The organism is Ancylobacter terrae, from assembly GCF_045108345.1.
Classification (GTDB): Bacteria; Pseudomonadota; Alphaproteobacteria; order Rhizobiales; family Xanthobacteraceae; genus Ancylobacter.
The window spans coordinates 290273-312808 of sequence record NZ_JBJGXH010000004.1 but is presented as its reverse complement, the minus strand read 5'-3'; the positions used below and the strand labels follow the sequence as shown (position 1 = coordinate 312808).

At 69.7% G+C, this 22536-nt stretch carries 24 protein-coding genes; 11 read left to right on the top strand and 13 right to left on the bottom strand.

The window, feature by feature from the left end; translation table 11 throughout:
* Positions 1-11: 11 nt before the first annotated feature.
* From ACEUEL_RS20020 to ACEUEL_RS19980, 9 genes are all read right to left on the bottom strand, one after another.
* A complete protein-coding gene (locus ACEUEL_RS20020) occupies positions 12-1571 on the bottom strand; it encodes a formate dehydrogenase beta subunit (protein WP_405709262.1) in 1560 nt (519 codons plus the stop codon).
* Positions 1568-2041, bottom strand: coding sequence for a formate dehydrogenase subunit gamma (locus tag ACEUEL_RS20015; RefSeq protein ID WP_405709260.1), 474 nt, complete (start codon positions 2039-2041; stop codon positions 1568-1570). The genes ACEUEL_RS20020 and ACEUEL_RS20015 overlap by 4 nt, the downstream gene beginning before the upstream one ends.
* Positions 2042-2218: 177 nt before the next feature.
* Positions 2219-2803 (bottom strand): DUF924 family protein, encoded by a 585-nt coding sequence (locus tag ACEUEL_RS20010; RefSeq protein ID WP_405709257.1) that lies wholly within the window; start codon positions 2801-2803, stop codon positions 2219-2221.
* 107 nt (positions 2804-2910) lie between these two features.
* Positions 2911-3636, bottom strand: coding sequence for an ABC transporter ATP-binding protein (locus ACEUEL_RS20005; RefSeq protein ID WP_405709255.1), 726 nt, complete (start codon positions 3634-3636; stop codon positions 2911-2913).
* Positions 3633-4388, bottom strand: coding sequence for an ABC transporter ATP-binding protein (locus tag ACEUEL_RS20000; protein ID WP_405709252.1), 756 nt, complete (start codon positions 4386-4388; stop codon positions 3633-3635). Before ACEUEL_RS20000 ends, ACEUEL_RS20005 begins: the two co-directional genes overlap by 4 nt.
* Entirely contained in the window at positions 4385-6259 is a 1875-nt protein-coding gene (locus ACEUEL_RS19995; RefSeq protein WP_405709249.1) for an ABC transporter permease, read from the bottom strand. The genes ACEUEL_RS20000 and ACEUEL_RS19995 overlap by 4 nt, the downstream gene beginning before the upstream one ends.
* 3 nt (positions 6260-6262) lie before the next feature.
* The gene (locus ACEUEL_RS19990; protein ID WP_405709550.1) at positions 6263-7468 is read right to left on the bottom strand and encodes an ABC transporter substrate-binding protein; all 1206 of its coding nucleotides are present in this window, start codon (positions 7466-7468) and stop codon (positions 6263-6265) included.
* An 89-nt stretch (positions 7469-7557) separates the two neighbouring features.
* Positions 7558-8448, bottom strand: a complete 891-nt coding sequence (locus ACEUEL_RS19985; RefSeq protein ID WP_405709246.1) for a DMT family transporter — start codon at positions 8446-8448, stop codon at positions 7558-7560.
* A 3-nt stretch (positions 8449-8451) separates the two neighbouring features.
* Entirely contained in the window at positions 8452-8946 is a 495-nt protein-coding gene (locus tag ACEUEL_RS19980) for a GNAT family N-acetyltransferase (RefSeq protein WP_405709243.1), read from the bottom strand.
* A gap of 183 nt (positions 8947-9129) precedes the next feature.
* Here ACEUEL_RS19980 and ACEUEL_RS19975 point away from each other — a divergent pair, with 183 nt between their 5' ends.
* Entirely contained in the window at positions 9130-9627 is a 498-nt protein-coding gene (locus tag ACEUEL_RS19975) for a hypothetical protein (RefSeq protein WP_405709240.1), read from the top strand.
* Positions 9628-9789: 162 nt separating this feature from the next.
* Positions 9790-10578 carry a L,D-transpeptidase gene (locus tag ACEUEL_RS19970; RefSeq protein ID WP_405709237.1) on the top strand — a complete coding sequence of 263 codons (789 nt, stop codon included), beginning with the start codon at positions 9790-9792 and terminating at the stop codon, positions 10576-10578.
* Positions 10579-10588: 10 nt separating this feature from the next.
* Here the strand turns inward: ACEUEL_RS19970 and ACEUEL_RS19965 are convergent, their stop codons facing one another.
* Positions 10589-12073, bottom strand: a complete 1485-nt coding sequence (locus ACEUEL_RS19965; protein ID WP_405709234.1) for a GGDEF domain-containing protein — start codon at positions 12071-12073, stop codon at positions 10589-10591.
* 269 nt (positions 12074-12342) lie between these two features.
* On the opposite strand from ACEUEL_RS19965, the gene ACEUEL_RS19960 reads away from it, so the two are divergent.
* From ACEUEL_RS19960 to ACEUEL_RS19950, 3 genes are read left to right on the top strand one after another with little or no spacing between them, the layout of a single operon-like run.
* Positions 12343-12978 (top strand): LemA family protein, encoded by a 636-nt coding sequence (locus ACEUEL_RS19960; RefSeq protein WP_405709232.1) that lies wholly within the window; start codon positions 12343-12345, stop codon positions 12976-12978.
* 4 nt (positions 12979-12982) lie between these two features.
* Complete coding sequence (locus ACEUEL_RS19955; protein ID WP_405709230.1) at positions 12983-13771, top strand: TPM domain-containing protein; 789 nt, start codon at positions 12983-12985, stop codon at positions 13769-13771.
* Position 13772: 1 nt separating this feature from the next.
* Positions 13773-14405 (top strand): TPM domain-containing protein, encoded by a 633-nt coding sequence (locus ACEUEL_RS19950; protein WP_405709227.1) that lies wholly within the window; start codon positions 13773-13775, stop codon positions 14403-14405.
* Between the two features lie 10 nt (positions 14406-14415).
* On the opposite strand, the gene ACEUEL_RS19945 is transcribed toward ACEUEL_RS19950, so the two are convergent.
* On the bottom strand, positions 14416-15699 hold the full coding sequence (locus tag ACEUEL_RS19945) for an Hsp70 family protein (RefSeq protein WP_405709224.1): 1284 nt from the start codon (positions 15697-15699) through the stop codon (positions 14416-14418).
* A 387-nt stretch (positions 15700-16086) separates the two neighbouring features.
* Between ACEUEL_RS19945 and ACEUEL_RS19940 the strand changes: the two genes are divergently transcribed.
* Positions 16087-16329, top strand: coding sequence for a hypothetical protein (locus ACEUEL_RS19940; RefSeq protein WP_405709221.1), 243 nt, complete (start codon positions 16087-16089; stop codon positions 16327-16329).
* Positions 16330-16336: 7 nt separating this feature from the next.
* On the opposite strand, the gene ACEUEL_RS19935 is transcribed toward ACEUEL_RS19940, so the two are convergent.
* Positions 16337-16756, bottom strand: coding sequence for a VOC family protein (locus tag ACEUEL_RS19935; RefSeq protein WP_405709218.1), 420 nt, complete (start codon positions 16754-16756; stop codon positions 16337-16339).
* 350 nt (positions 16757-17106) lie between these two features.
* Here ACEUEL_RS19935 and rpmH point away from each other — a divergent pair, with 350 nt between their 5' ends.
* The 5 genes from rpmH (at position 17107) to ACEUEL_RS19910 (ending at position 21373) form a co-directional block, all read left to right on the top strand.
* Entirely contained in the window at positions 17107-17241 is a 135-nt protein-coding gene (gene rpmH / locus ACEUEL_RS19930; RefSeq protein WP_405709216.1) for a 50S ribosomal protein L34, read from the top strand.
* Positions 17242-17294: 53 nt separating this feature from the next.
* Positions 17295-17705, top strand: coding sequence for a ribonuclease P protein component (rnpA, locus tag ACEUEL_RS19925; RefSeq protein ID WP_405709213.1), 411 nt, complete (start codon positions 17295-17297; stop codon positions 17703-17705).
* Entirely contained in the window at positions 17695-19512 is a 1818-nt protein-coding gene (yidC, locus tag ACEUEL_RS19920; RefSeq protein WP_405709210.1) for a membrane protein insertase YidC, read from the top strand. Before rnpA ends, yidC begins: the two co-directional genes overlap by 11 nt.
* Positions 19512-20204, top strand: a complete 693-nt coding sequence (gene yihA / locus ACEUEL_RS19915) for a ribosome biogenesis GTP-binding protein YihA/YsxC (RefSeq protein ID WP_405709547.1) — start codon at positions 19512-19514, stop codon at positions 20202-20204. The genes yidC and yihA overlap by 1 nt, the downstream gene beginning before the upstream one ends.
* 95 nt (positions 20205-20299) lie before the next feature.
* Positions 20300-21373: an NAD(P)-dependent alcohol dehydrogenase gene (locus ACEUEL_RS19910; RefSeq protein ID WP_405709208.1), complete on the top strand. Its 1074-nt coding sequence runs from the start codon at positions 20300-20302 to the stop codon at positions 21371-21373.
* Here the strand turns inward: ACEUEL_RS19910 and lpxK are convergent.
* Positions 21363-22391 carry a tetraacyldisaccharide 4'-kinase gene (gene lpxK / locus ACEUEL_RS19905; protein ID WP_405709205.1) on the bottom strand — a complete coding sequence of 343 codons (1029 nt, stop codon included), beginning with the start codon at positions 22389-22391 and terminating at the stop codon, positions 21363-21365. The two genes, ACEUEL_RS19910 and lpxK, sit on opposite strands and share 11 nt — an antisense overlap.
* Between the last annotated feature and the right edge of the window lie 145 nt (positions 22392-22536).

The window sequence follows — 22536 nt, the reverse complement described above, 5'->3', positions numbered from 1 at the left end:
GGTGTCCTCCTCTATTCGGCGGCTTCGAGGCGGCGCGGAGTATCGCCGAAATCTTCGGGGAAGTGGTTGAGGGCGCTGGAGACCGGGTAGGGCGTGAACCCGCCGAGCGCGCACAGCGAACCGAGCTTCATCGTGTTGCAGAGGTCCTTGAGGATGGCGAGGTTCTTCTCGCGCTGCTCGCCGGCGATGATGCGGTCGATCACCTCGACGCCACGGGTCGAGCCGATGCGGCAGGGCGTGCACTTGCCGCAGCTCTCGACCGAGCAGAACTCCATCGCGAAGCGGGCCATCTTCGCCATGTCGGCGGTCTCGTCGAACACGACGATGCCGCCATGGCCGATCAGCGCGTCCTTGGCCGCGAAGGCCTCGTAATCGAACGGCAGGTCGAACTGCCAGGTCGGCAAATAGGCGCCGAGCGGGCCGCCGACCTGCGCCGCCTTGACCGGGCGGCCGGAGGCGGTGCCGCCGCCGACGTCGTTGATCAGCTCGCCGAGCGAGATGCCGAAGGCGGTCTCGAACAGGCCGCCATGCTTGACGTTGCCGGCGATCTGGATCGGCATCGTGCCGCGCGAGCGGCCCATGCCGAAATCGGCGTATTTTTGGGCGCCGTCGGCGAGGATGTGCGGGATGGCGACCAGCGACAGCACGTTGTTGATAACGGTCGGCTTCTGGAACAGGCCCTTATGCGCCGGCAGCGGCGGCTTGGCGCGGACCACGCCGCGCTTGCCCTCGAGGCTGTCGAGCAGCGCCGTCTCCTCGCCGCACACATAGGCGCCGGCGCCCATGCGCACTTCCATGTCGAAGGAATGGTGCGAGCCGGCGATGTTCACGCCGAGCATGCCATGCGCGCGGGCGGAATTGATCGCCTTTTCCATCGCCGCGATGGCGTGAGGATATTCCGAGCGGGTGTAGACATAGCCCTTGGTGGCGCCCACCGCGAGGCCGGCGATGGTCATGCCCTCGATCAGCTGGAAGGGGTCGCCCTCCATGATCATGCGGTCGGCGAAAGTGCCGGAATCGCCCTCGTCGGCGTTGCAGACGATGTATTTGCGGTCGTCCTTGGCGTCCGCCACCGTCTTCCACTTGATGGCGGTGGGGAAGCCGGCGCCGCCGCGGCCGCGCAGGCCCGACTTCTTGACTTCCTCGATGATCTCGACCGGGCCGAGCGCCAGCGCGCGCTCGAGGCCGCGATAGCCGCCATGGGCGCGGTAATCGGCGTAGGAGGCCGGGTCGATGATGCCGCAGCGGGCGAAGGTCAGGCGCGTCTGCCGGGCGAGGAAGGGGTGCTCTTCCGGCTTGCCGATGCGCAACGCGTGCGCCCCGCCTTCGAGGAAGCCGGCGTCGAACAGGCCTTCAACATCCTCTTCCGACACCGGGCCATAGCCGATGCGGCCCGCCGGGGTCTCGACCTCGACGAGTGGCTCGAGCCAGAGCATGCCGCGCGAGCCGTTGCGGACGATCTCCACCGGCTGGCGGCGCGCGGTGGCGAGCGCGGCGATGGCGGCCGCGACTTCCTCGGCGCCGCAGGCGACGGCGGCGGCATCGATGGGAACGAAGATCCGGATGGTCACGACTGGGCCTCCGAGATGAGAGCATCGAGCCGCCGCTCGGTCAGGCGCCCGACGATGCGCCCGTCCAGCATGGCGGAGGGGGCCGTGGCGCACAGGCCGAGGCAGTAGATCGGCTCGACCGTCACCCGGCCGTCGGCGGTGGTCTCGCCGAGCTTGCAGCCGAGCCGATGCTCGGCATGCTCGGCCAGCGCGTCGCCGCCGGCGGCCTGGCAGGCCTCGGCGCGGCACAGCTTCAGCACATGGCGCCCGGCCGGCTCATGGCGGAAATCGTGATAGAAGGTCACCACACCGTGCACTTCGGCCCGGGAGACGTTGAGCGTCTCGGCCAGGATCGGCACCGCCGCATCCGGCACATGCCCGAAGGTTTCCTGCAGCGCGTGCAGCATCGGCATGAGCGGACCTTCGAGATGCAGGTGCTCGTCGATCACGCCGCGGGCGCGGACTTCGCTCCATGGCTCGTAGTGCGGCATTCCATCCCGACCTTGTTTTTGAAATGTTCCAGATCAACATGGGCCTCGCGGCAGCCGGAATCAATTCCCGTGTTTCGTTCATCGATAGAACGCTTCTATCGAATGCGCCGTCACACATGCGTGGCGACGCGGCCGGATGCCCCAACGGCACATGGTTCCGGGCGGCGCTCGCGGCACTCAGCCCGCGAAACCGCCCGCCGCGAGGAAGTCCGCCTCGTCCGGTGTCGTCGCGCGCCCGAGCAGGTGGTTGCGGTGGGGAAACCGGCCGAAGCGCCGGATGATGTCGCGATGGCCTTCGGCATGCTCCAGCCACGGGTCGCCGAGCCGGCGGTTCAGTTCGACCGAGAGGTGCTGGTCGGCCATGTCCTCGGAATGGGCGAAGGGCAGGCAGAGGAACACGCGCAGGTCGGTCTCGAAGGACGGCATGTAGCCGGCCTCATGGGCCTGCCGGGCATAGAGCCGGGCCAGCGGGTCGGTCGCGTACATGTGACCGGTGCCGCGGAAGGCGTTGCGGGGGAACTGGTCGGTAAGGAGGATGAGCGCCAGCGCGCCTTTCGGCGCTGCGATCCAGCCGTCGTGATGCCGCGCGGCGACCGCCATGTGACGGTGGAGGAACCGGTCGCGGAACGCCGCGTCGAAAGCGGGGTCCTTGTCGAACCACGCATCGGGCGCGCCGCGCCAGAAAGCGACGATGTCGTCGATCCCGCGCTCGTCGTCGGCTGAGAGCGGCGGCGGCGCGAAGCCGTCGGGAACGGGGTGCATGCGGGCGTTCCGGTGGTTGTCGAGCGGCCTGGCAAGTCGGTGCCGCGGCATATCACGCCGCGATCGGGGCAAAGGAAATCGCGCAAACCCGTTCAGCGGGAGCGATATCATACCGCGAGCAGCCCCTCGAGCCGGACCGGATCGGCGCGCAGCGCGTGGAAGCCGCCGGTCCATGTCACCTCGCCGCTCTCCAGCACGACGGCACGGTCGGCGACGCGGCCGCAGAAATCGAGATTCTGCTCCGACAGCAGCAGGGCCACGCCGGCCTGCTTCAGCCGGACGACGGCCTGCGCCATCTGTTCGACCACGAGCGGGGCGACGCCCTCGGACGGCTCGTCCAGCAGGAGGAGGCGCGGATTGCCCATCAGCGTGCGCGCCACCGTCAGCATCTGCTGCTCGCCGCCGGACATCCGCCCGCCCGGACGGTCCTTCATGACGGCGAGGCTCGGGAACAGCTCGAAGACGCGCTCCACCGTCCATTCCGGCGGTCCGCCCCGGGTGAAGGCGCTCGCGCGTCGGCGCCCGACATCGAGATTCTCGGCGACGGTCAGGTCGGTGAAGATGCGCCGGTCCTCCGGCACATAGCCGAGGCCGAGCCGGACGATGGCGTGGGTCGGCAGCGCGCGCAGGTCATGGCCGTCGAAGTTCAGCCGCGCGGCGCGACGGCCGACGAGGCCGATCAGCGCCTTCATGGTGGTCGACTTGCCCGCACCGTTGCGGCCGAGCAGCGCGACGACCTCCCCGGCGTTCACGCTCAGCCCGACGCCTCGCAGCACCGGCGCGGCGCCGTACCACGCGTCGAGCCCCTCGACCTGCAGCAGCGGCGCGCTCATGCCGGCGCATCCTCGCGGGTGCCGAGATAGACGGCGCGCACCTGCGGGTCGGCGCGGATGCTCGCCACATCGCCATCGGCGATCACCCGTCCGCGCGCCAGAACCACCACCCGGTCGGCATGGGCGAACACCACGTCCATCGAATGCTCGGTGAACAGCACGGCGAGGCCGCGCTGGTCCACCAGCCGGCGGACGAGGGCGATGAGGTCGCGGCGCTCGCGCGGGCCCATGCCGGCGGTCGGCTCGTCCATCAGCAGCAGGGTGGGCGTGCCGGCCAGCGCGATGGCGAGTTCGAGCCGCTTGACATCGCCATAGGCGAGGGCGCCCGCCGGGCTGTCGGCCCGGTCCGCCAGCCCGACCAGATCGAGCAGCGCCATCGCCTCCGCGTGGAAGAGCGGCCGGGCCTCGCGCCACAGGTGAAAGCTCCGGCCGGCCAGCGCGAGGCAGGCGGTGCGGACGTTCTCCAGCACCGTCATCGAGCCGAACACGGCGGCGATCTGGAAGGTGCGCCCGACGCCGAGCCGGGCGATGCGCCGCGGGCCGAGGCCGGTCACGTCGCGCCCGCCGATCCGCACGCTGCCGCTGTCCGGCCGGATCTGGCCGTTGATGATGTTGAAGCAGGTCGACTTGCCGGCGCCGTTGGGACCGATCAGCGCCAGCAATTCGCCGCGGGCGACGCTGAAGCTCACCGCGTCGAGCGCCTGCACGCCGCCATAGGCCATGGAGAGGGCGCGCACTTCGAGCGCCGTCATACGCGCCTCCACAGCCGGCCGATGCCGCCCGCCAGGCCCGCCGGGAAGGCGAAGACGATGAGGAGTATCAGCCCGCCCAGCGCCGCGCGCCAGTAATCGGTCTCGCGCATCACCGTATCCTGCAGCACGGTGAAGCCGGCCGCGCCGAGCAGGGGCCCGAACAGGCTCTGCACGCCGCCGAGCATCACCATGACCAGCCCGTCGATCGAGCGGCCGACCGAGATCGCCTCCGGCGAGATCGAGCCCTTGGCGAGCGCGAACAGCCCGCCGGCGAGCCCTCCGAGCGTGCCGGCGAGGATGAAGGCGAACCAGCGCACGCGCACGACCGGAATGCCGCTCGCCTCGGCGCGTCGTTCGGAATCCCGCGCGGCCCGCAGCGCATAGCCGAACGGGGCGAACAGCACGCGGCGCAGCAGCAGCGTGGCTCCCGCGCACAGCGCGAGCACGGCGAGATAGAGACCGGTGCGGCTGTCGAGGGGCGGATCGGGCCAGACGCCGATCAGCCCGTTCGATCCGCCGGTCACATCCTCCCACTGGTGGACCACCGACCAGACGATCTGCGCGAAGGCCAGCGTCAGCATGGCGAAATAAACGCCGCTGAGGCGCGCGCAGAACCAGCCGAAGACCGCGGCGCCGAGCGCGGCCGCGGCCATGCCGGCGATCAGCGCGAGCGGCGTCGGCACGGCAAGCGCGGTGACCGCCAGCGCGACGCCATAGGCGCCGAGGCCGAAATAGGCGGCATGGCCGAAGGAATCGAGCCCGCCGGGGCCGACGATGAAATGCAGCGAGGCGGCGAACAGCGCGGCGATCAGCACATCGGTCATCAGCACCGGCGCATAGGGGAAGGCATCGGCGGCCAGCGGCAGCAGGGCAAGGATCGCGAGCCCCCCGGCAAGCGCCAGCGCTCCCGCCCGACCCGGCGGCCGCAGCGGGGCCGGCGGTGGCGCGCCGGTCCGCGCCGCCTCCTGCGGGCGCCCGAACAGGCCGTGCGGGCGCATGATGAGCACCCCGGCCATCACCAGGAACTCGGCGACCAGCGTGAGCTTCGACATGTTCACGCTCCAGCCGGCGAACTCGACCGTGCCCAGCGCGATGCACAGCGCCTTCACCTCCGCCACCAGCACGGCGGCGACATAGGCGCCGGGGATCGAGCCCATGCCGCCCACGACGACGATGACGAAGGCGTCGCCCAGCACGGAGAGATCGAGCGCGAGGCTGGCGGGTTCGCGGGCGAGCTGAAGGGCGCCCCCGAGGCCGGCAAGGCCGGCGCCGAGCGCGAACACCGCGGTGAAGAGAGGCGCCTCGTTGACCCCGAGCGCGGCCACCATGGCGCGATCCTGCGTCGCCGCCCGCACCAGACGCCCGAAGCGCGAGCGGCGCAGCAGCAGGTGCAGGGCGAGCAGCACCAGCGGGCCGACCAGCGCCAGAAAGAGGTCGTAGGTCGGCAGGTTGCGCCCGAGCAGGGGCAGGGTGCCGGACAGGCCCGGCGCGCGCGGGCCCAGCCGGTCCTCCGGCCCCCACAGCCAGAGCGCGGCATCGCCGATCACCAGCATCAGCGCGAAGGTCGCGAGCAGCTGGTAGAGCGGTGCGGAGGCATAGACCCGGCGCATCAAGCCCATCTCGACCAGCGCCCCGAGAGCGCCGACCAGAAGCGCCGCGCCGATGATGCCGCCCCAGAAGCCGAGCGCGCCGCCCCACCAGCCGGCGAGCGTGCCGGCGAGGTAGAGCCCGAGCATGTAGAAGGAGCCGTGGGCGAGGTTGACGATGCGCGTCACCCCGAAGATCACGGACAGCCCGGCCGCCACCAGAAACAGGCCGGACGCCGAGGCGAGCCCGTTGACCGACTGGAACAGCAGGCCCTCGTGCGTCACGGTTCAGTCCGCCGCCGGGCGCAGCGCCTTCACCGCCGCGTCGGACGGCAGCACGCTGGCACCGTCGACATAGCGCGCATCGAGCATGACTCCGGTGCCGTCCTTCACCCCGATGGTGCCGACGAAGGCGCCCATCGTCGCCTGATGATCGCTGGCGCGGTATTCGAAGAGGCCGAACGGGCCGTCCACCTTCAGCCCCTTGAAGGCCTCCACCATCTTTTCGGTGTCGGTACCCCCCGCCTTGGCAAAACCGGCCGCCAGCGACTTGATGGTCGTATAGCCGACGATCGATCCGAGGCGGGGATAGTCGCCATATTTCTGCTGGTAGGCGGCGAGGAACGCCTTGTGCTCGGGCGTATCGATCGATTGCCAGGGATAGCCGGTGACGATCCAGCCGACGGGCGCCTCGTCCTTGAGCGGGTCGAGATATTCCGGCTCGCCGGAGAGCAGGCTGAGCACCGGGATGCCCTGGAGCACGCCGCGGGTGCCCGCCTCGCGCACGAACTTGGCGAGGTCCGGCCCGAACAGCACGTTGAACACCGCATCGGGCTTCGCGTCGGCCAGCGCCTGCACCACCGGCCCGGCGTCGAGCTTGCCGAGCGGGGTGGCCTGCTCGGCGACGAATTCGACGTCCGGCTGCGCCGCCTTCAGCAGTTCCTTGAAGGTCGCCGCGGCCGACTGGCCGTACTCGTAGTTGGGATAGACGATCGCCCAGCGCTTCGCCTTGGCCGCCACGGCGGCCGGCATCAGCATGGCGACCTGCATGTAGGTCGAGGCGCGCAGGCGGAAGGTGTAGCGGTTGCCGTCGGCCCAGGTGATCTTGTCGGTGAGCGGCTCGGCGGCGAGGAAGAACACCTTGCGCTTGCCGGCATAGCCCGCGACCGCCAGACCGACATGCGAGAGGAAGGTGCCGGTGAGGGCGTCGACGCGCTCGCGCGTCACCAGTTCCTCCGCGACGCGCACCGCATCGCCCGGATTGCCGCCGTCGTCGCGCGAGATCAGCTCGAGCGGGCGCCCGCCGATGCCCCCCGCGGCATTGATCTCGGCGACCGCGAGGTCCATGCCCTTGCGGTAGGGGTCGAGGAAGGCGGGCTGTGCCTTGTAGCTGTTGAGCTCGCCGATGCGGATGGGATCCGCCGCCCCGGCGGGCGTCAGGGTTCCCGCCAGAAGCGACACGGCCAGCGCGGCGTGCAACACGCGTGCGATCATCATCTGCTACCTCGTCCCTGTCGTGCCGCCCGGCGCCTGCCGCGGAAGCTATCGCCTTGCCGGTCGCTGTCCAGCCGTTTCGCGTAGGCTCAAGGCCCGATCTCCGCTTCGGGTTCCGACGGATGCGCGCGCGACACCAGGGCGGCCCCGCAGATGATCAGGCCGGCACCGCCGACGGTGCCGAGCGAGGGCACCTCGCCGAACACGAACAGCCCGATCAGCGCCGCCCAGACGAAGGAGGTGTATTCCATCACCGCGAGCCGGTTGGCCTCGGCGCGTCCGTAGGCCCAGGCGAGGCACAGGTGGCCGCCCGCCCCGATCAGGCCGATCACGGCGAAGAAGGCGAGGCTGGCGATCTCGGGCGTGCGCCAGTCGACGGCCGCGAGGGGCGCGGCGAGCGCCATCGCGAGCACGTTCTGCAACATGACGATGGTCGTTATCGGGTCGTGCGCGGTGCGGTGCTTGAGCGCCACCATCGACAGGGCATAGGCGATCGCCGAGACCAGCGAGGCGCCGATGCCGAGCGCCGATCCGCCGCCGACGCGCTGCAACTCGTCCCACAGCACGACGACGACGCCCAGGAGACCCAGCGTCAACGCCGCCGCGACATGGCCGGACGGGCGCTCGCCGAGGCCGATCCGGGCGAACAGGGCGATGAAGATCGGCGAGGTGAAGGACAGCGCCAGCGCCACCGCGAGCGGCAGCGTGGCGAGCGCGTAGAAGAACGAGACGGCGGTGATGACCACCACCACCGCGCGCCAGCCATGCGCCCGGATGGTGGCCGGCGACGGCCATGGGGTGCCCGCGAAGCGGAACACCGCAAAGGCGACCAGCGCGCCGAAGGCGTAGCGCAGCACGACGACCTGGCCGGTGCCGTAGCTGAAGGTGGCGTGCTTGATCATGCCGTCCATGATCGACAGCAGGCCGATGCCGCCGATCGCCACCGCGAGCGGGCCGAGGCGCAGGAAGACGCGTTGCATGGTTCAGTGGTCCGCCGCGAGCCGCAGGCAATAGGGATATTCGCGCGAATCAGACAGGTCGTGCAGCGCCCGCTCGCCCGGCTGCCGCACGAAGCCGTGGCGCTCGTAGAACCGGTGCGCATCGAGGAAGCGGGTGTCGGTCCACAGCCGCACGCGGCGGGCCTGCCGCCCGCGGGCGAAGGCGATGGCCCGGGCCAGCAGCGCGCTCGCGAGGCCGCCCCGGCGGGCGGGCCGGGCGACGTACATCTTGAAGAGCTCGATCGTCCCCGGCACCTCGGTCGGTGCCGCCGCGAGCGATCCGACCACCGGTTCATCACCGTCGGCGACCCAGATCGCCCCGCCGCGCGCGGCGAAATGGGTCGCGATGGCGTCGAGTTCGGGAAATTCGGCGGCACGCTCGAAGACGCAGCCGGGATATTCGGCGAAGCAGGCGGAAATCAGCGCCGCGATCCGATCGCCATCGGCGTCGGTCGCGGGTCGGATGACGATGTGGGTCACGGGACTCAATTCTCCGGCCCGCCGGGGGCGGGCCAATGTCGACGCGGCAGCGGGAGCGGACTATGTTCGCGAATGAACTATGCGTAAAGCTCGTGCGTCCTATAGTGCGTCGTTGCCTGTCGCCGACGAGAATCGTCCGTGCTCGTGTCCCGTCCCCGGCGCCCGTCCGCCTCGGAGTTATCGATGACGTTGCCGTTCCGCTACCGTGTTTCGTCCGTCCCGCTGGCGCGTCTTGCCGGTATCGGAATGCTTGGCGCCCTGCTGGCCGGCTGCGCCGCGAACCAGGCGCCCGCGCCCCATGTGCCGGCGGCGCCGAGCTACACCTCGCCGATCTCGGCCGACCAGGTCGTCGGCAAGTGGGGACTGGCCGCCTATCACCGTCCCGAGGACGCGGCGCGCACCGAGGCGCAGGCCCGGCAGGGCTGCAACCAGCCCTATGTCATCAACCGCGGCCCTAATGGCGGCTTCATGATGTACCTCGCCGACCAGTCGCAGCTCTCCGAACTGGTGTCGAAGGCGAGCGGCGGTCCGACCTTCATCGGCCTTCCCGACGAGCCGGCCGGCGCCCAGGGCGATCGCGAGGTGCTGCGGTTCGACGGGCAGGTCATGGTGCTGAAGTGGGTCGATCCCGAAGTTGCCGGCCGCTACGGCACGATGGTGTTCGTGCGCTGCAAGGTGTGATCGACGCGCGCAGGCACGTTCGGGAAACCGGCGGTTAACCACCCGATGAAGTCGCGCGGTGCGGGCCGGCGGTGTTTACCGCCTCCTTAGCCGGACATGCGCAACTGACGGAAAGAGGTGGCGGAGGGTCCGCCGCCGTTCCATTGGTCGCGGGTCCGCACCATGCGCACGATCCTCATCTGCTTCTTTGCCGTCCTGATGCCGCTGTCGGCTTCCGCCCAAGGGCGCCCCGACTTCGCCTATGCCGCGCCGGCCGCCAATGGCCCGGGGCGCGCGGTCCCCTCCAATCTGGGCGGCGGCTTCATCGAGTTCCTGGTGACGGGCGGCAACCAGCGCGGCGCCTATGGCACCTTGCCGCGCGCCTCGACGCAGCGGCCCTGGCAGCCGACGGCGCCGAACGCCTATCCGCCGGGCTTGGCCTACGGCGTCTCGCGGGACACGGCGGCGCCGCGCGGCGAGCCGCAGGGCGGGCGCACCCGCGTCGCCGCCCGCGCCACGCCGGAGCCGAATCCCTATCTCGAGCGCGTCGTGGTCGACTATCCCACCGCCGAGGCGCCGGGCACGATCGTCATCGATACGGGGCAGCGATTCCTCTATCTGGTGCAGGGCGACGGCAAGGCGTTGCGCTACGGCGTCGGCGTCGGTCGCGAGGGCTTCGAGTGGAGCGGCGTCGAGAAGATCTCCCGCAAGGCGGAGTGGCCGGACTGGCGCCCGCCGGCGGAAATGCTGGCGCGCCGCCCCGATCTGCCCCGCCACATGCCGGGCGGCCCCGACAACCCGCTCGGTGCGCGCGCGCTCTATCTCGGCGGCACGCTCTACCGCATCCATGGCTCGAACGAGCCGCAGACCATCGGCATGGCGGTGTCATCCGGCTGCATCCGCATGCGCAACGACGACGTCATCGACCTTTACGACCGGGTCGGTGTCGGCACGACGGTGCGGGTGCTCTGAACCCGGACGGTCAGCCGGCCGCGGGTGCGGCCGGCGGGCTGCCCTCGCCGAACGCGCGCTTGGCGGCATACATGCGCAGATCGGCGCGCTTCACCACCGCCTCGAGCCGCTCGCCGGGCCGGCTGGTGGCGACGCCGATGGCGAGGCTCAGCTGGGTCGCCGAATAGAACTGGTTGTTGAGCTCGACCAGCTTCTCGATCTGCTCGATCATCGCGAGGCCCGCGGCCTCTTCGGTCCCCGGCAGCAGCAGGGCGAATTCGTCGCCACCGATGCGCGCGGCGCAGTTCGGCTTGTCGACCACCTTGCCGAGCACCTCGCCGGCCCGGCGCAGCAGCGCGTCGCCGGCGGCATGGCCGAGATGATCGTTGATCGACTTCAGGCTGTTGAGGTCGGCGACGATCACCGTGACCGGGAAGGGGCCGCGCCGCTCGAGCCGGTTCAACTCGTCGGCATAGTAGGAGCGATTGTGCAGCTTGGTCAGCACGTCGTGCTTGCCGAGGAATTCGAGATAGGCCTCCGCCTTCTTGCGCGCCGTGATGTCGGTGAGCGCGACCTGCACGAGGGACCAGTCGTGTTCGTGCCCCGGCAGCACGGAGAGCTGCAGGTGAACGTGCAGTTCGTCGCCGTTGAGCGCGTAGTTCAGCACCTCGCGCTGCTGGAACAGCTTGCCGTTCCACAGGTCGACGAGCTGCTCGCGGAAATGCCGCTGCATGTCGTCGCGGAACACGTCGCCGAGCCGGCGCAGCAGCGCGTGCCGGTCGGGGGCGCCGAACATCTCCAGCGTGTGGCGGTTGACGTCGAGCACGCGGATCTCGCTCATGCAGCGCTCGACGAATTCGGGATGCACGTCGGTAAAGACCCGGAAATCGGTGATCCCGCGCATCCGCACGTCGTCCATCAACAGCTTGATGCTGCTGAAGTCCTCCACCCAGAGCGAGACCGGCGAGTGCTCGAACAGGCCGCGCGCGTAGGCTTCCGCCCCGGCCGCCTGCCGGCGTGCCGTTTCACGCTCGGTGACGTTCTCGATCGAGATGAGGATCTTGGCCCAGCTGTCCTCGTAGCCCGGCAAGATGGTGCCCTTGAGCTGGATGTCGAGCCGCTGGCCGGAGAGGGTGTAGTTGACGGCGAGGCTCGCGAACTCGCGGTAGCCGTCCCAGAGCTGGCTCAGCTCCTCGATATGGGTCTTCAGCATGTCCGGCCCGAACACGCGGTCGAGATTGGCCACCAGATGGTCGAGGTCGTCCGCGCCGAACAGCGAGAGGGTGCGCCGGTTTACCTTGAGGATGCGGATGCGCTGGGCGCAGGCGCGCACGCGCTCCACGTCCTCGCGCAGGAAATCGCGCAGCGACGTGACGCCGGCCGCCCGCCAGAGGTCGAGCTGGGTCTTGACGCTGCTGAAATCCTCGACCCACAGCGAGACGGGCGCGAGATCGAACATTTCGGCGTCGTCCTGCCGCTCCTCGAGCTGCATCAGCAGGGAAGTGTCCTGATTCATGTCCAGCATCGCGAACCTGCGATCATTTCGGGCGGAGCCCGGCTCCGTTCTTTCCGCTGCCGGCACCACTGGGGCGGTCGCTCTGGGCACTGGCACGCGATCAGTCTCTCCTTCTTGGCCTAAGGTTGCGTTAGCGCGCAAGTCCGCCTTCCGTCGCGCCGGACCATCCACCGGCCGCGCGCAGCCGGTGGATGGTCCGGCGCGAGGACTAGGCTTATAAGAATCGCGTCCCCGGGGCGCTGCCCCGGGGCTCGGCACGCGAGGGAACCATGACCGATCGCCCGACTGCCTCTGCCCATTCCCGACCCGGCCCGCTCGCGCGTCTGCGTGCGCCGGTGCTGGCGGCGCTGATGGCGCTGTCGCTCGCCGGCTGCGGCGTGAACAACATCCCGACCGAGGAGGAGCGCGCCAAGGCGGCCTGGAGCGAGGTGCTGAGCCAGTACCAGCGTCGCGCCGAGCTGATCCCCAACCTGGTCGAGACGGTGAAGGGCTACGCCCAGCAGGAGAAGGACGTGCTCACCCAGGTGACGCAGGCGCGCGCCAACGCCACCTCCGTGAAGGTCGATGCCTCCACCATCACCGACCCGGAGGCGTTCAAGAAATTCCAGGACGCGCAGGCGCAGCTTTCCGGCGCGCTGGGTCGCCTGATCGCGGTGTCGGAAGCCTATCCCGACCTCAAGTCGAACCAGAATTTCCTCGCCCTTCAGGCGCAGATCGAAGGCACGGAGAACCGCATCGCCGTGGCGCGGCGCGACTACATCGATGCGGTGCGGGTCTACAATACCGAGCTGCGCACCTTCCCGGGCGTGGTGTGGGCGGCGACGCTGTACCGCTCCAGCCAGCCGATGCAGACCTTCACCATCCCCGAAGAGCAGATGAAGGTGCCGCAGGTGAAGTTCAACTGAGCCGATGGCCATGCGGGCACGTCTCGCTTCCCTCGCAATCGTCCTCCTCCTGGCCGTCACCGCGCGGCCGGCCCTCGCCGAACTGAGCTTTCCCCCGCTCACGGGCCGTGTGGTCGACGCCGCCGGCGTGCTCGATCCGGCGACGCGCGCCGCGCTCGAGGCGAAGCTCGCGGGGCAGGAGACGCGCACTACCGACCAGCTGGTCGTCGCCACCGTCCCCTCGCTGCAGGGCACGTCGGTGGAGGACTACGCCAACCGGTTGTTCCGCGCCTGGAAGCTCGGCCAGACGGACAAGGACAATGGCGTGCTGCTGCTGGTCGCGCCTACCGAGCGGCGGGTGCGCATCGAGGTCGGCTACGGTCTCGAGGGCGTGCTGCCCGATGCGGTGGCCAGCACCATCGTGCAGACGGCGATCCTCCCCGAGTTCCGCAAAGGCGATTTCGCCGGCGGCGTGGTGAAGGGCGCGGATGCGGTGATGGAGATCCTCAACCTCGATCCGGAGGAAGCCAAGCTGCGCGCCCGGCGCGCGGCCGAACCGGAAGGGCCGCCGGACGACTGGATCCTCTTCATCATATTCGTCGTGATGATCCTCTACTTCATCCATGCCATCTATCGGAGCGCCCGCTTCGGCAGCACGCCGGCCGGGCGGCGCGGGCGGGTGGCGCAGGGAGGCATCTCGACCTGGGGAGGCTCGCGCAGCAGCTCGTCCGGCGGCTCGTGGTCCTCGGGCGGGGGCGGCTTTTCCGGCGGGGGTGGCTCGTCGGGCGGCGGTGGCGCCTCGGGGAGCTGGTAGGATGGCGTCGACACCCGCCCCCTTGTTCGACCGCGAGGATCTCGATCGCGTCGCCGCCGCCATCGCCGAGGCGGAACGCACCACCGCGGGCGAGATCCGCGTGGTGATACAGACGCGGCCGCTGGTGCGGCACGGCTTCTACTCCCTGCTGTGGGCGGCCCTTGCCGCGCTGGTAGCCCCCTGGGCGCTGGTGATGGTCATCTCACTCCGGCCGATCGAGATGCTGGCGATCCAGGCGGTCGTCTTCGTGATCGTGGGGGCCCTGCTGTCGCTGCCGCCTCTGGTGCCGCGCGTGGTGCCGCCGATTGCCCGGCGGGCGGCCGCGCGGGCGGCGGCCCTCGACCAGTTCCTTGCCCACGGCGTTCACCAGACCCGCGCCCGCACCGGCATCCTGATCTTCGTCGCCGTTCCCGATCACCGCGTCGAGGTGGTCGCCGACGAGGGCATCCATGCGCATGTCGGCGAAGCGGCGTGGGGGGCGGTGTGCGAGACGGTGCTGGCGGGGGCGCGCGCCGGCCGGCTCGGCGACGGGCTCTGCGACGGCGTGGCGGCGGCGGGCGCCGTGCTCGCCGCGCACGTGCCGCGCCATCCCGACGACACCAACGAGCTGAGCGACCGGCTGGTGGTGATGTGAGGGCCGCCGTTCAGCCGAGAGCCGGGGCGCGGGGCCTCGCCGTCGAGGCGCCGTACCGGTTCGCCGCCTCGACGGCGAGGCCGGTGCCGACCGAGCCGAAAGTGTCGCCCTCGACCACATGGGCGCCGGGCAGGGCGGCAAGGATCGCGCTGCGCACATGGGCAAGCCGGGTGGAGCCGCCGGTGAGGAACAACGCGTCGACATCGCCCGCCGCCAGTCCTGCCTGCTGCAGGCAATTGGTGATCCTCCGTGCGATCCGGGTGGCGAGTTCGCCGGTATGGGCGATGAGGCCGTCCCGGTCGGCGCGCGCCTCGAGCCCCGTCTCCAGCCACCCGAGCGTCAGCATCGCGGTCTCATGGCTCGCGAGCTCGATCTTCGCCTCCTCCGCCTGCATGGCGAGGGAGTGGCCACGCTGCTCCTCGATCACCCGGGCGAGCCGGTCGATCAGTTCGGGCCGCGCCGCCTCCCGGCGAACCTCCTTCAGCTCCCGCAACGTCTGCGCCGTATAGAGATTGTTGATGCTCGACCATGTCGCGAGCTCGTGGAAATAGCCGCTCGGGACGTCGCGGCCCGGCCGGATCATCGGCGAGCGGTAGCCGAGCAGGGGCATCACCACGCCGAGGCTGAGGCGCCGGTCGAAATCGGTGCCGCCGATGCGCACGCCGTCATTGGCGAGGATGTCGGCCGATCGGTCGGGGCGGTGCCGCCGCTCCGGCCCGAGGCGGACGATGGAGAAGTCGGAGGTGCCGCCGCCGATGTCGGCGATGAGGGCGATTTCCTCCCGGACGACCTGCTGCTCGTAATCGAGCGCCGCCGCGATCGGCTCGAACTGGCAGGAGACGTCCGCAAACCCGATCGACCGGGCGATCGCGCACAGTGCCTCCTCCGCCCGGGCATTGGCGGCATCGTCGTCATCGACGAAGAAGACCGGCCGGCCGAGCACGACGGCGTCGAGGGCGGCGCCCTGCGCCGTCTCCGCGCGCTGACGCACGACCTTCAGGAAATCGCCGATGATCTCGGCAAAGCCGATGCTGCGACGGCCGAGTTGGGTACGCTCCGCGATCAGCGGGCTGCCGAGCACGGATTTCAGGCTGCGCATGAGCCGCCCGTCCTCGCCGGCGACATAGCGCGCCATCGCCGCCCGGCCGATGGCGAGCCCGCCCTGGCGCCCGTAGAATACCGCGCTCGGCACCGTCGTGCGGGCATCTTCGAGCGGCGCGAGCCGCGGCCCGTTCGCAGTCGCGAGGCCGAGCGTGGTGTTCGAGGTGCCGAAATCGAGGCCGCAACTGGCCATCACAAGCGCTCCGGGAAAAGGAGCGCCTCGTTAGAGCAAGTCGGGTGGCCTGACCAGACCGCCCCCGCGGCGGCGACAGGCCGGGGGCTGGCATCGCGTTCACAAAGCGGCGAAGATGGCGCGCCGGCCGCCCGACGCCCGCGCGCGGCCCTTCGGCCCAGCACAGAGAGAGTCCTTTCCCGATGATGATGCATGATTTTACCGCGAAGCACTGGATCGCCGCGACGATCATTCTTCTGGTCGCCGTCGCTGCGTTCCTCGGGAGCTGGAGCTGAGGCGGGGGGCTCGGAGGTATTGCGACGATTCGATGTAAGGAGCTGTTTCTTTCCGGGCGGTTTCGGCTAAGAGAGGCGGCAGGCGCCGCTGTGGCACCGCAGGCTCGCGGCGGTGGCAGCGGGCACCGCCGATCCCCGGGCGCTCCATCAGGTACACCAAATGCTCTCCGATCTGGAAGAATTGCGCGACCGCCTCAAGCATGCGCAGACCGAGCTTCTGCTGCTGACGGCGAAAGCGAAGGTGCTGCCGTCCGACGGCACGCTCCGCAAGATTGCCGACCTCGAGATTTCGCTGGGCGCGATCGAGGCGCTGATCGACGAGCGTCGCTCCGCGCGGCCCGCCTCCGCCCGCTAGCTCGCTTTCAGGCGGCGTCCGTGTCCGGTGCGAAGGCCGGCATGTGCACGATGCAGAGCTTGTTGCCCTCCGGATCCCGGCAATAGGCGCCGAAGTAGCCGGCGCCGTAATGAGCCCGCGGTCCCGGCGCGCCTTCGTCCGTGCCACCTGCGGCGATGGCCGCCTGCCATGCGGCGGTCACCGCATCGCGGCTGGGTGCGGCGAAGCTGACCTGCGTGCCGTTCCCCCAGGTGGCGGGAAGGCCATTGAACGGCATCTGCACATAGAACTGCGGCCATTCCCGCCCCGGCCGGTGCCAAAGCAGCCCGGGCGGCCCGCCGTCATCCTCCGCCTCACCCCTCGCCAGCCCGAGCGGCGCAAGCACCGCATCGTAGAAGCGCCCCATGCGGTCGAGGTCGCGGGCACCGAGAATGATGTGACTGAACATGGGGTATCTCATCGATGGTTCGGTTAAGGCTGCCAAACCGTCGGGGCGGCCTGATCGAGGATGGTACGCGGACCGATGACGGGCGTGTGGTCGTCCTGCAGAGACGGGTTCGCGCGGCGCGGCCGGATTTGAACGGCCCCGGTGGGGCGGCTTTCGTCCCGATGGTGCCGCCCGAATTGATGCCGCGCGAATTGACTCGGGCATCCGCCCCCCCTATAAGCCGCGCCGAACCCTGGCTGTCGCCCGACCGGGTCTCCTCCGCTTTTCGCATGTGTCACGCGATCGCCTCGCGGCCGGCGGTTCGGAGGCGGGCTTGTCGCGTCGACCTATGTAACTGCGGAGAACGACCCGTGAAGCGCACTTATCAACCGAGCAAGCTCGTGCGCAAGCGTCGCCACGGCTTTCGTGCGCGCATGGCGACCATGAACGGCCGCAAGGTGATTGCCGCCCGCCGGGCCCACGGTCGCAAGCGCCTGTCGGCCTGACGATGCGGGAGGCGCCGGCCTCTTCGACAAGGGGCGGGACACCCGGGCATCGAATGGACCGGCTGCTGAAGCGTAAGGACTTTCTGGCGGCTGCGGCCGCCGCGAGGGCGAATTCCGGCTCTCTGCTCCTGCAGGCGCGCGAACGTCGCGACGACGCACCCCCGCGCATCGGCCTCACCGTCACCAAGAAGCACGGCAACGCGGTGGAGCGTAATCGCATCCGCCGCCGTTTGCGTGCCGCCGTCCGCGACGCGGTGCCGCGCGCGGCTAAGGCGGGATTCGACTATGTCATCGTCGCGCGGCGGATCGCGATCAGCGCCCGCTACGACGAGCTTGTCCGCGAGATCGAGCGGGCCATGAACCGCGTTCACACGGCCCGCCCCGCATCGGGCGGCAGTCGCGTAGCCAAGCCCGGCCGGGCCGCGCCGCCCCGCGCCGACGGAGATCCCGCCCATGACCACTGAAAACCGCAACATGATCCTGGCGATCGTGCTGTCCATGGCGGTTCTCGTCGCCTGGCAGTACTTCTCCGGGATTCCGCAGATGGAAGCTCAGCGGCAGGCCGCGCAGCAGGCGCAGCAGCAGGCCGCGCAGGCGCCGGCCGCCGATGGTTCGGCGCCGCCCGCTCCGTCGACGAGCGCCCCGCCGCAGACCGCTCCCGCCGTTCCGAAGGCGCTGACGCGCGCCGAGGCCCTGGCGCTGGCGCCGCGCGTCCCCATCGACACGCCGCGGGTGGTCGGCTCAATCGCGCTGAAGGGCGGCCGGATCGACGATCTTTCGCTGAAGGATTATCGCGAGACCGTCAGCCCCGACAGCCCGATCATCGTGCTGCTCTCGCCCTCGGGCGGTCCCAATCCGTTCTACGCCGAGTTCGGCTGGGTGGGTGCCGCCGGCGCGAACCTGAAGCTGCCCAATTCGGAGACGGTCTGGACAGCGCCCGCCGGCGCTACGCTGACGCCGCAGGCCCCGCTCGTCCTCACCTACGATAATGGCGAGGGCCTGTTGTTCAAGCGCACGGTCTCGATCGACACGAACTACATGTTCCATGTCGTCGACGACGTGGAGAACACCGGCGCCAACCCGGTGAGCCTGCACCCCTTCGCGCTGGTCTCGCGCCACGGCACCCCGCACACGCTCGGCTACTACATCCTGCATGAGGGTCTGATCGGTGTCACCAGCGAGGGCGGCCTGCACGAGATCAAGTACAAGGCGATCACCGAGGCCAAGTCGGAGACCTTCCCCTCCGTCGGCGGCTGGCTCGGCATTACCGACAAGTACTGGGCGGCGACGGTCATTCCGGGCACGGCCGAAAAGGTGCAGGCGCGCTTCTCGGCCTCGGCGCAGGGCAATGATTTCGCCTACCAGACCGATTTCCTCGGCGACGCGCTCACCGTGGCGCCCGGCGGCAAGGCGACGACCGACGGCCGTCTGTTCGCCGGCGCCAAGGAAGTGCGCATCGTCGACGGCTATCAGGAGACCTACAAGATCGATCGCTTCGATCTGCTGATCGACTGGGGCTGGTTCTATTTCATCACCAAGCCGCTCTTCCTGGTGATCGACTGGATCTACAAGTTCGTCGGCAATTTCGGCGTGGCGATCCTGATCGTGACGGTGCTGCTCAAGGGCATCTTCTTCCCGCTCGCCAACAAGAGCTACGCCTCGATGGCGAAGATGAAGGCGGTGCAGCCGGAGATCCAGGCCCTGAAGGAGCGCTACGGCGACGACCGTATGAAGCTCCAGCAGGAAATGATGGAGATCTACAAGAAGGAGAAGATCAATCCGGTCGCCGGCTGCCTGCCGATCCTGATCCAGATTCCGGTCTTCTTCGCGCTCTACAAGGTGCTGTTCGTCACCATCGAAATGCGCCATGCGCCGTTCTTCGGCTGGATCAAGGACCTGTCGGCGCCCGACCCGACCACCATCTTCAACCTGTTCGGCCTCATCCCGTGGGATCCGGGCGCGGTGCCGGTGATCGGTCACTTCCTCATGCTCGGCGTCTGGCCGATCATCATGGGCATCACGATGTGGGCCCAGATGAAGCTGAACCCGGCCCCGCCGGATCCGACGCAGAAGGCGATCTTCGACTGGATGCCGCTGATCTTCACCTTCATGCTCGCCAGCTTCGCCGCGGGTCTGGTGATCTACTGGGCCTGGAACAACACGCTCTCGGTGATCCAGCAGTCTATCATCATGCGCCGCAACGGCGTGAAGGTGGAGCTGTGGGACAACGTCAAGTCGCTGTTCACCCGCAAGAAGCCGCAGGCCTCGTGATGGAGGCGGCGGCGCCGGGCGCCGAGGATGCGGGTGCAGGCGGAACCTACACGGCCGAGGAGATCGAGGCCGGGCGGCGGCTCTTCGCCGGCGCCTGGGAATTTCTCACGGCGGCGCCCACCATCGACGTGCTGCCGGCGATGCGCGGGATCGAGATCGCGCTGGCCGGCCGGTCCAATGTCGGCAAGTCGAGCCTCGTCAACGCCCTGACCGGCCGCAAGGCGCTCGCACGCACCTCGGTGACCCCGGGTCGGACCCAGGAACTGATCTTCTTCGGCCTCGGTCCGCAACTCACCCTGGTCGACATGCCGGGCTACGGCTTCGCGCAGGCTCCCAAGGAGAAGGTGGACGCCTGGACCGCCACGATCCACGCCTATCTGCGCGGCCGCGCCAATCTGGCCCGCGTCTTCGTGCTGATCGATTCCCGGCACGGCCTCAAGCCGATCGACCGCGAGGTGCTGGACGGGCTCGACAAGGCGGCGGTGTCCTATGCCATCGTGCTGACCAAGGCCGACCAACTCAAGAAAGCCGAGCTGGCGACCCGCATCGCCGAGACCGAGGCCGCGCTGGCGCGCCGCCCGGCCGCTTTTCCGGTGGTTTTCCCGACCTCGAGCCGTGAGGGCTCGGGTATGGCGGAACTGCGCGCCGCCGTCGTGCGGCTGATGCACGAGCGCGGTATTCCCGCCGCTTGACCCCCGATCGTGGGGCGCTTGATCGAAGTCATGGCATTTTCGTCCGCTTGAGGCACACTTCACCGCGAATGTGCCGTTAGGGAAGGAAGCCAGCCATGCCGAAGATGAAGGCCGCGATTTTCGTCGAACCCGGGCGCATCGTGCTCGACGAGAAGCCGGTCCCGGAGATCGGGCCGCTCGACGCGCTGGTGCGCATCACCACCACCACCATCTGCGGCACCGACGTGCACATCCTGAAGGGCGAGTACCCCGTCGCCCGAGGGCTCACCATCGGCCATGAGCCGGTCGGCATCATCGAGAAGCTCGGCTCGGCGGTGGAAGGCTATCGCGAGGGCCAGCGAGTCATCGCCGGCGCCATCACCCCGAGCGGGCATTCCTATGCGTGCCTGTGCGGCTGCGGCTCGCAGGACGGCGCCGGCACCCGCCACGGCTTCAAGGCCATGGGCGGCTGGAAGTTCGGCAACACCATCGACGGCACCCAGGCGGAATATGTGCGCGTGCCCGATGCGCTCGCCAACCTCTCCCCCGTGCCCGACCACCTCACCGACGAGGAGGTGCTGATGTGCCCGGACATCATGTCGACGGGCTTTTCCGGCGCCGAAAGCGGCGCGGTGCAGATCGGCGATGCCGTGGCGGTGTTCGCACTCGGTCCCATCGGCCTGTGTGCGGTCGCCGGCGCCAAGCTCAAGGGCGCGACCACGATCATCGGGGTCGACACCGTTCCCGAGCGCCTTGCCATCGCCCGCACGCTCGGCTGCAGCCATGTCGTCGACTTCCGGCAGGGTGATCCGGTCGAGCAGATCATGGCACTGACCGATGGCCGCGGCGTCGATGTCGCGATCGAGGCGCTGGGGACGCAGGGCACCTTCGAATCAGCCCTGAAGGTTCTGCGGCCCGGCGGAACGCTCTCCTCGCTCGGTGTCTATTCCAGCGATCTCACCATCCCGCTGGGCGCCTTCTCGGCGGGGCTGGGCGACAACAAGATCGTGACCACGCTCTGTCCCGGCGGCAAGGAGCGCATGCGCCGGCTGATGGAGGTGATCGCGTCCGGCCGGGTCGATCTCAAGCCGCTCGTCACGCACCGCTTCAAGCTCGACGACATCGAGGCGGCCTACGACCTCTTCGCGCATCAGCGCGACGGGGTGCTGAAGGTGGCCATCACCGCCTGAGCGCCGGATCCGGCGTCGGCAGCGCGCGCGCCAGCAGGGCGTCGAGGGTCCGTGCGCTGGCAGGCTCCAGCACGAGGCGCACGGGCAGCACCTCGCTCACCGCCAGCAGGCGCCGCCCCGGCTCATGGGCGGTGAGGCGGACGGCGTCCTTCTCCGTGGTCACCGGCACGAGGTCCTGGCTTTCGGCTTCGGCGAGCAGTTTGGTCGCCTCCGACGGCGTGAAATAATGGTGATCGGGGAAGGTGCGGCAGGCCACCGGCGACACGCCGCTCGCCCGCAGCGTTGCAAAGAATTTCTCGGGACGGCCGATACCCGCGAAGGCGAGCGCACGCTGGCCGAACAGCCGCGCGGCGACCTCCGCGGCGGGGGCGAGCCGTCCGCGCAGCACCGCGCAGCCCGCGCTGGTCGCCATGCGCGCGACCGGTTCGGCGGCGCCTCCCTCGCCGATGAGCAGGACCGCCTGCGCCCGCGCCAGTTGCGGCGCCAGCGGCGCCCGTAACGGACCGGCAGGGACGCACAGTCCGTTGCCGATTCCCACCTGCGTGTCGATCACCAGCAGCGACAGCGTCTTGGCGAGCGCCGGGTTCTGGAAGCCGTCGTCCATCACCACGACATCCGCCCCGATCCGACGCGCGATGAGACCACCGGCAAGCCGGTCGCGGGCAACCACCGTCGGTGCGGTGCGGGCGAGCAGCAGCGCCTCGTCGCCGACCATGCGGGCGTCGTGGCGAGGCAGGTCGACCACGACCGGGCCGCCGATCGCGCCGCCATAGCCGCGGGTGAGGAATACCGGGCGCCGGCGGGCGCCAATGAGCCGCTGGGCGAGATGAAGGGCCGCCGGCGTCTTGCCGGCGCCGCCGACGGTCGGATTGCCGACGCAGAGGATGGGAAGGCCGATCTCGTCGCCGTGGCGGCGCATGCGGGCGGTGGCGATGGCCCCCAGTGCCGCGCCGAGCGGCGACAGGAGGCGGGCGGAGAGCGTCGTCTCCGGTTGCCACCAGAAGGCCGGCGCCCGCATCGTCACGACCTCGCCGGCCGCCGCGCGCGCGGCGGACGGTGCGACCGGACAGCGGCCGTAGCGAGGATGGAGAAGGCGACGTTCATGGATCGGCCCGCGTGTCCGGCGGACGGCGGCGAGGCCACCCGCATTGTAGCCAGCGTCG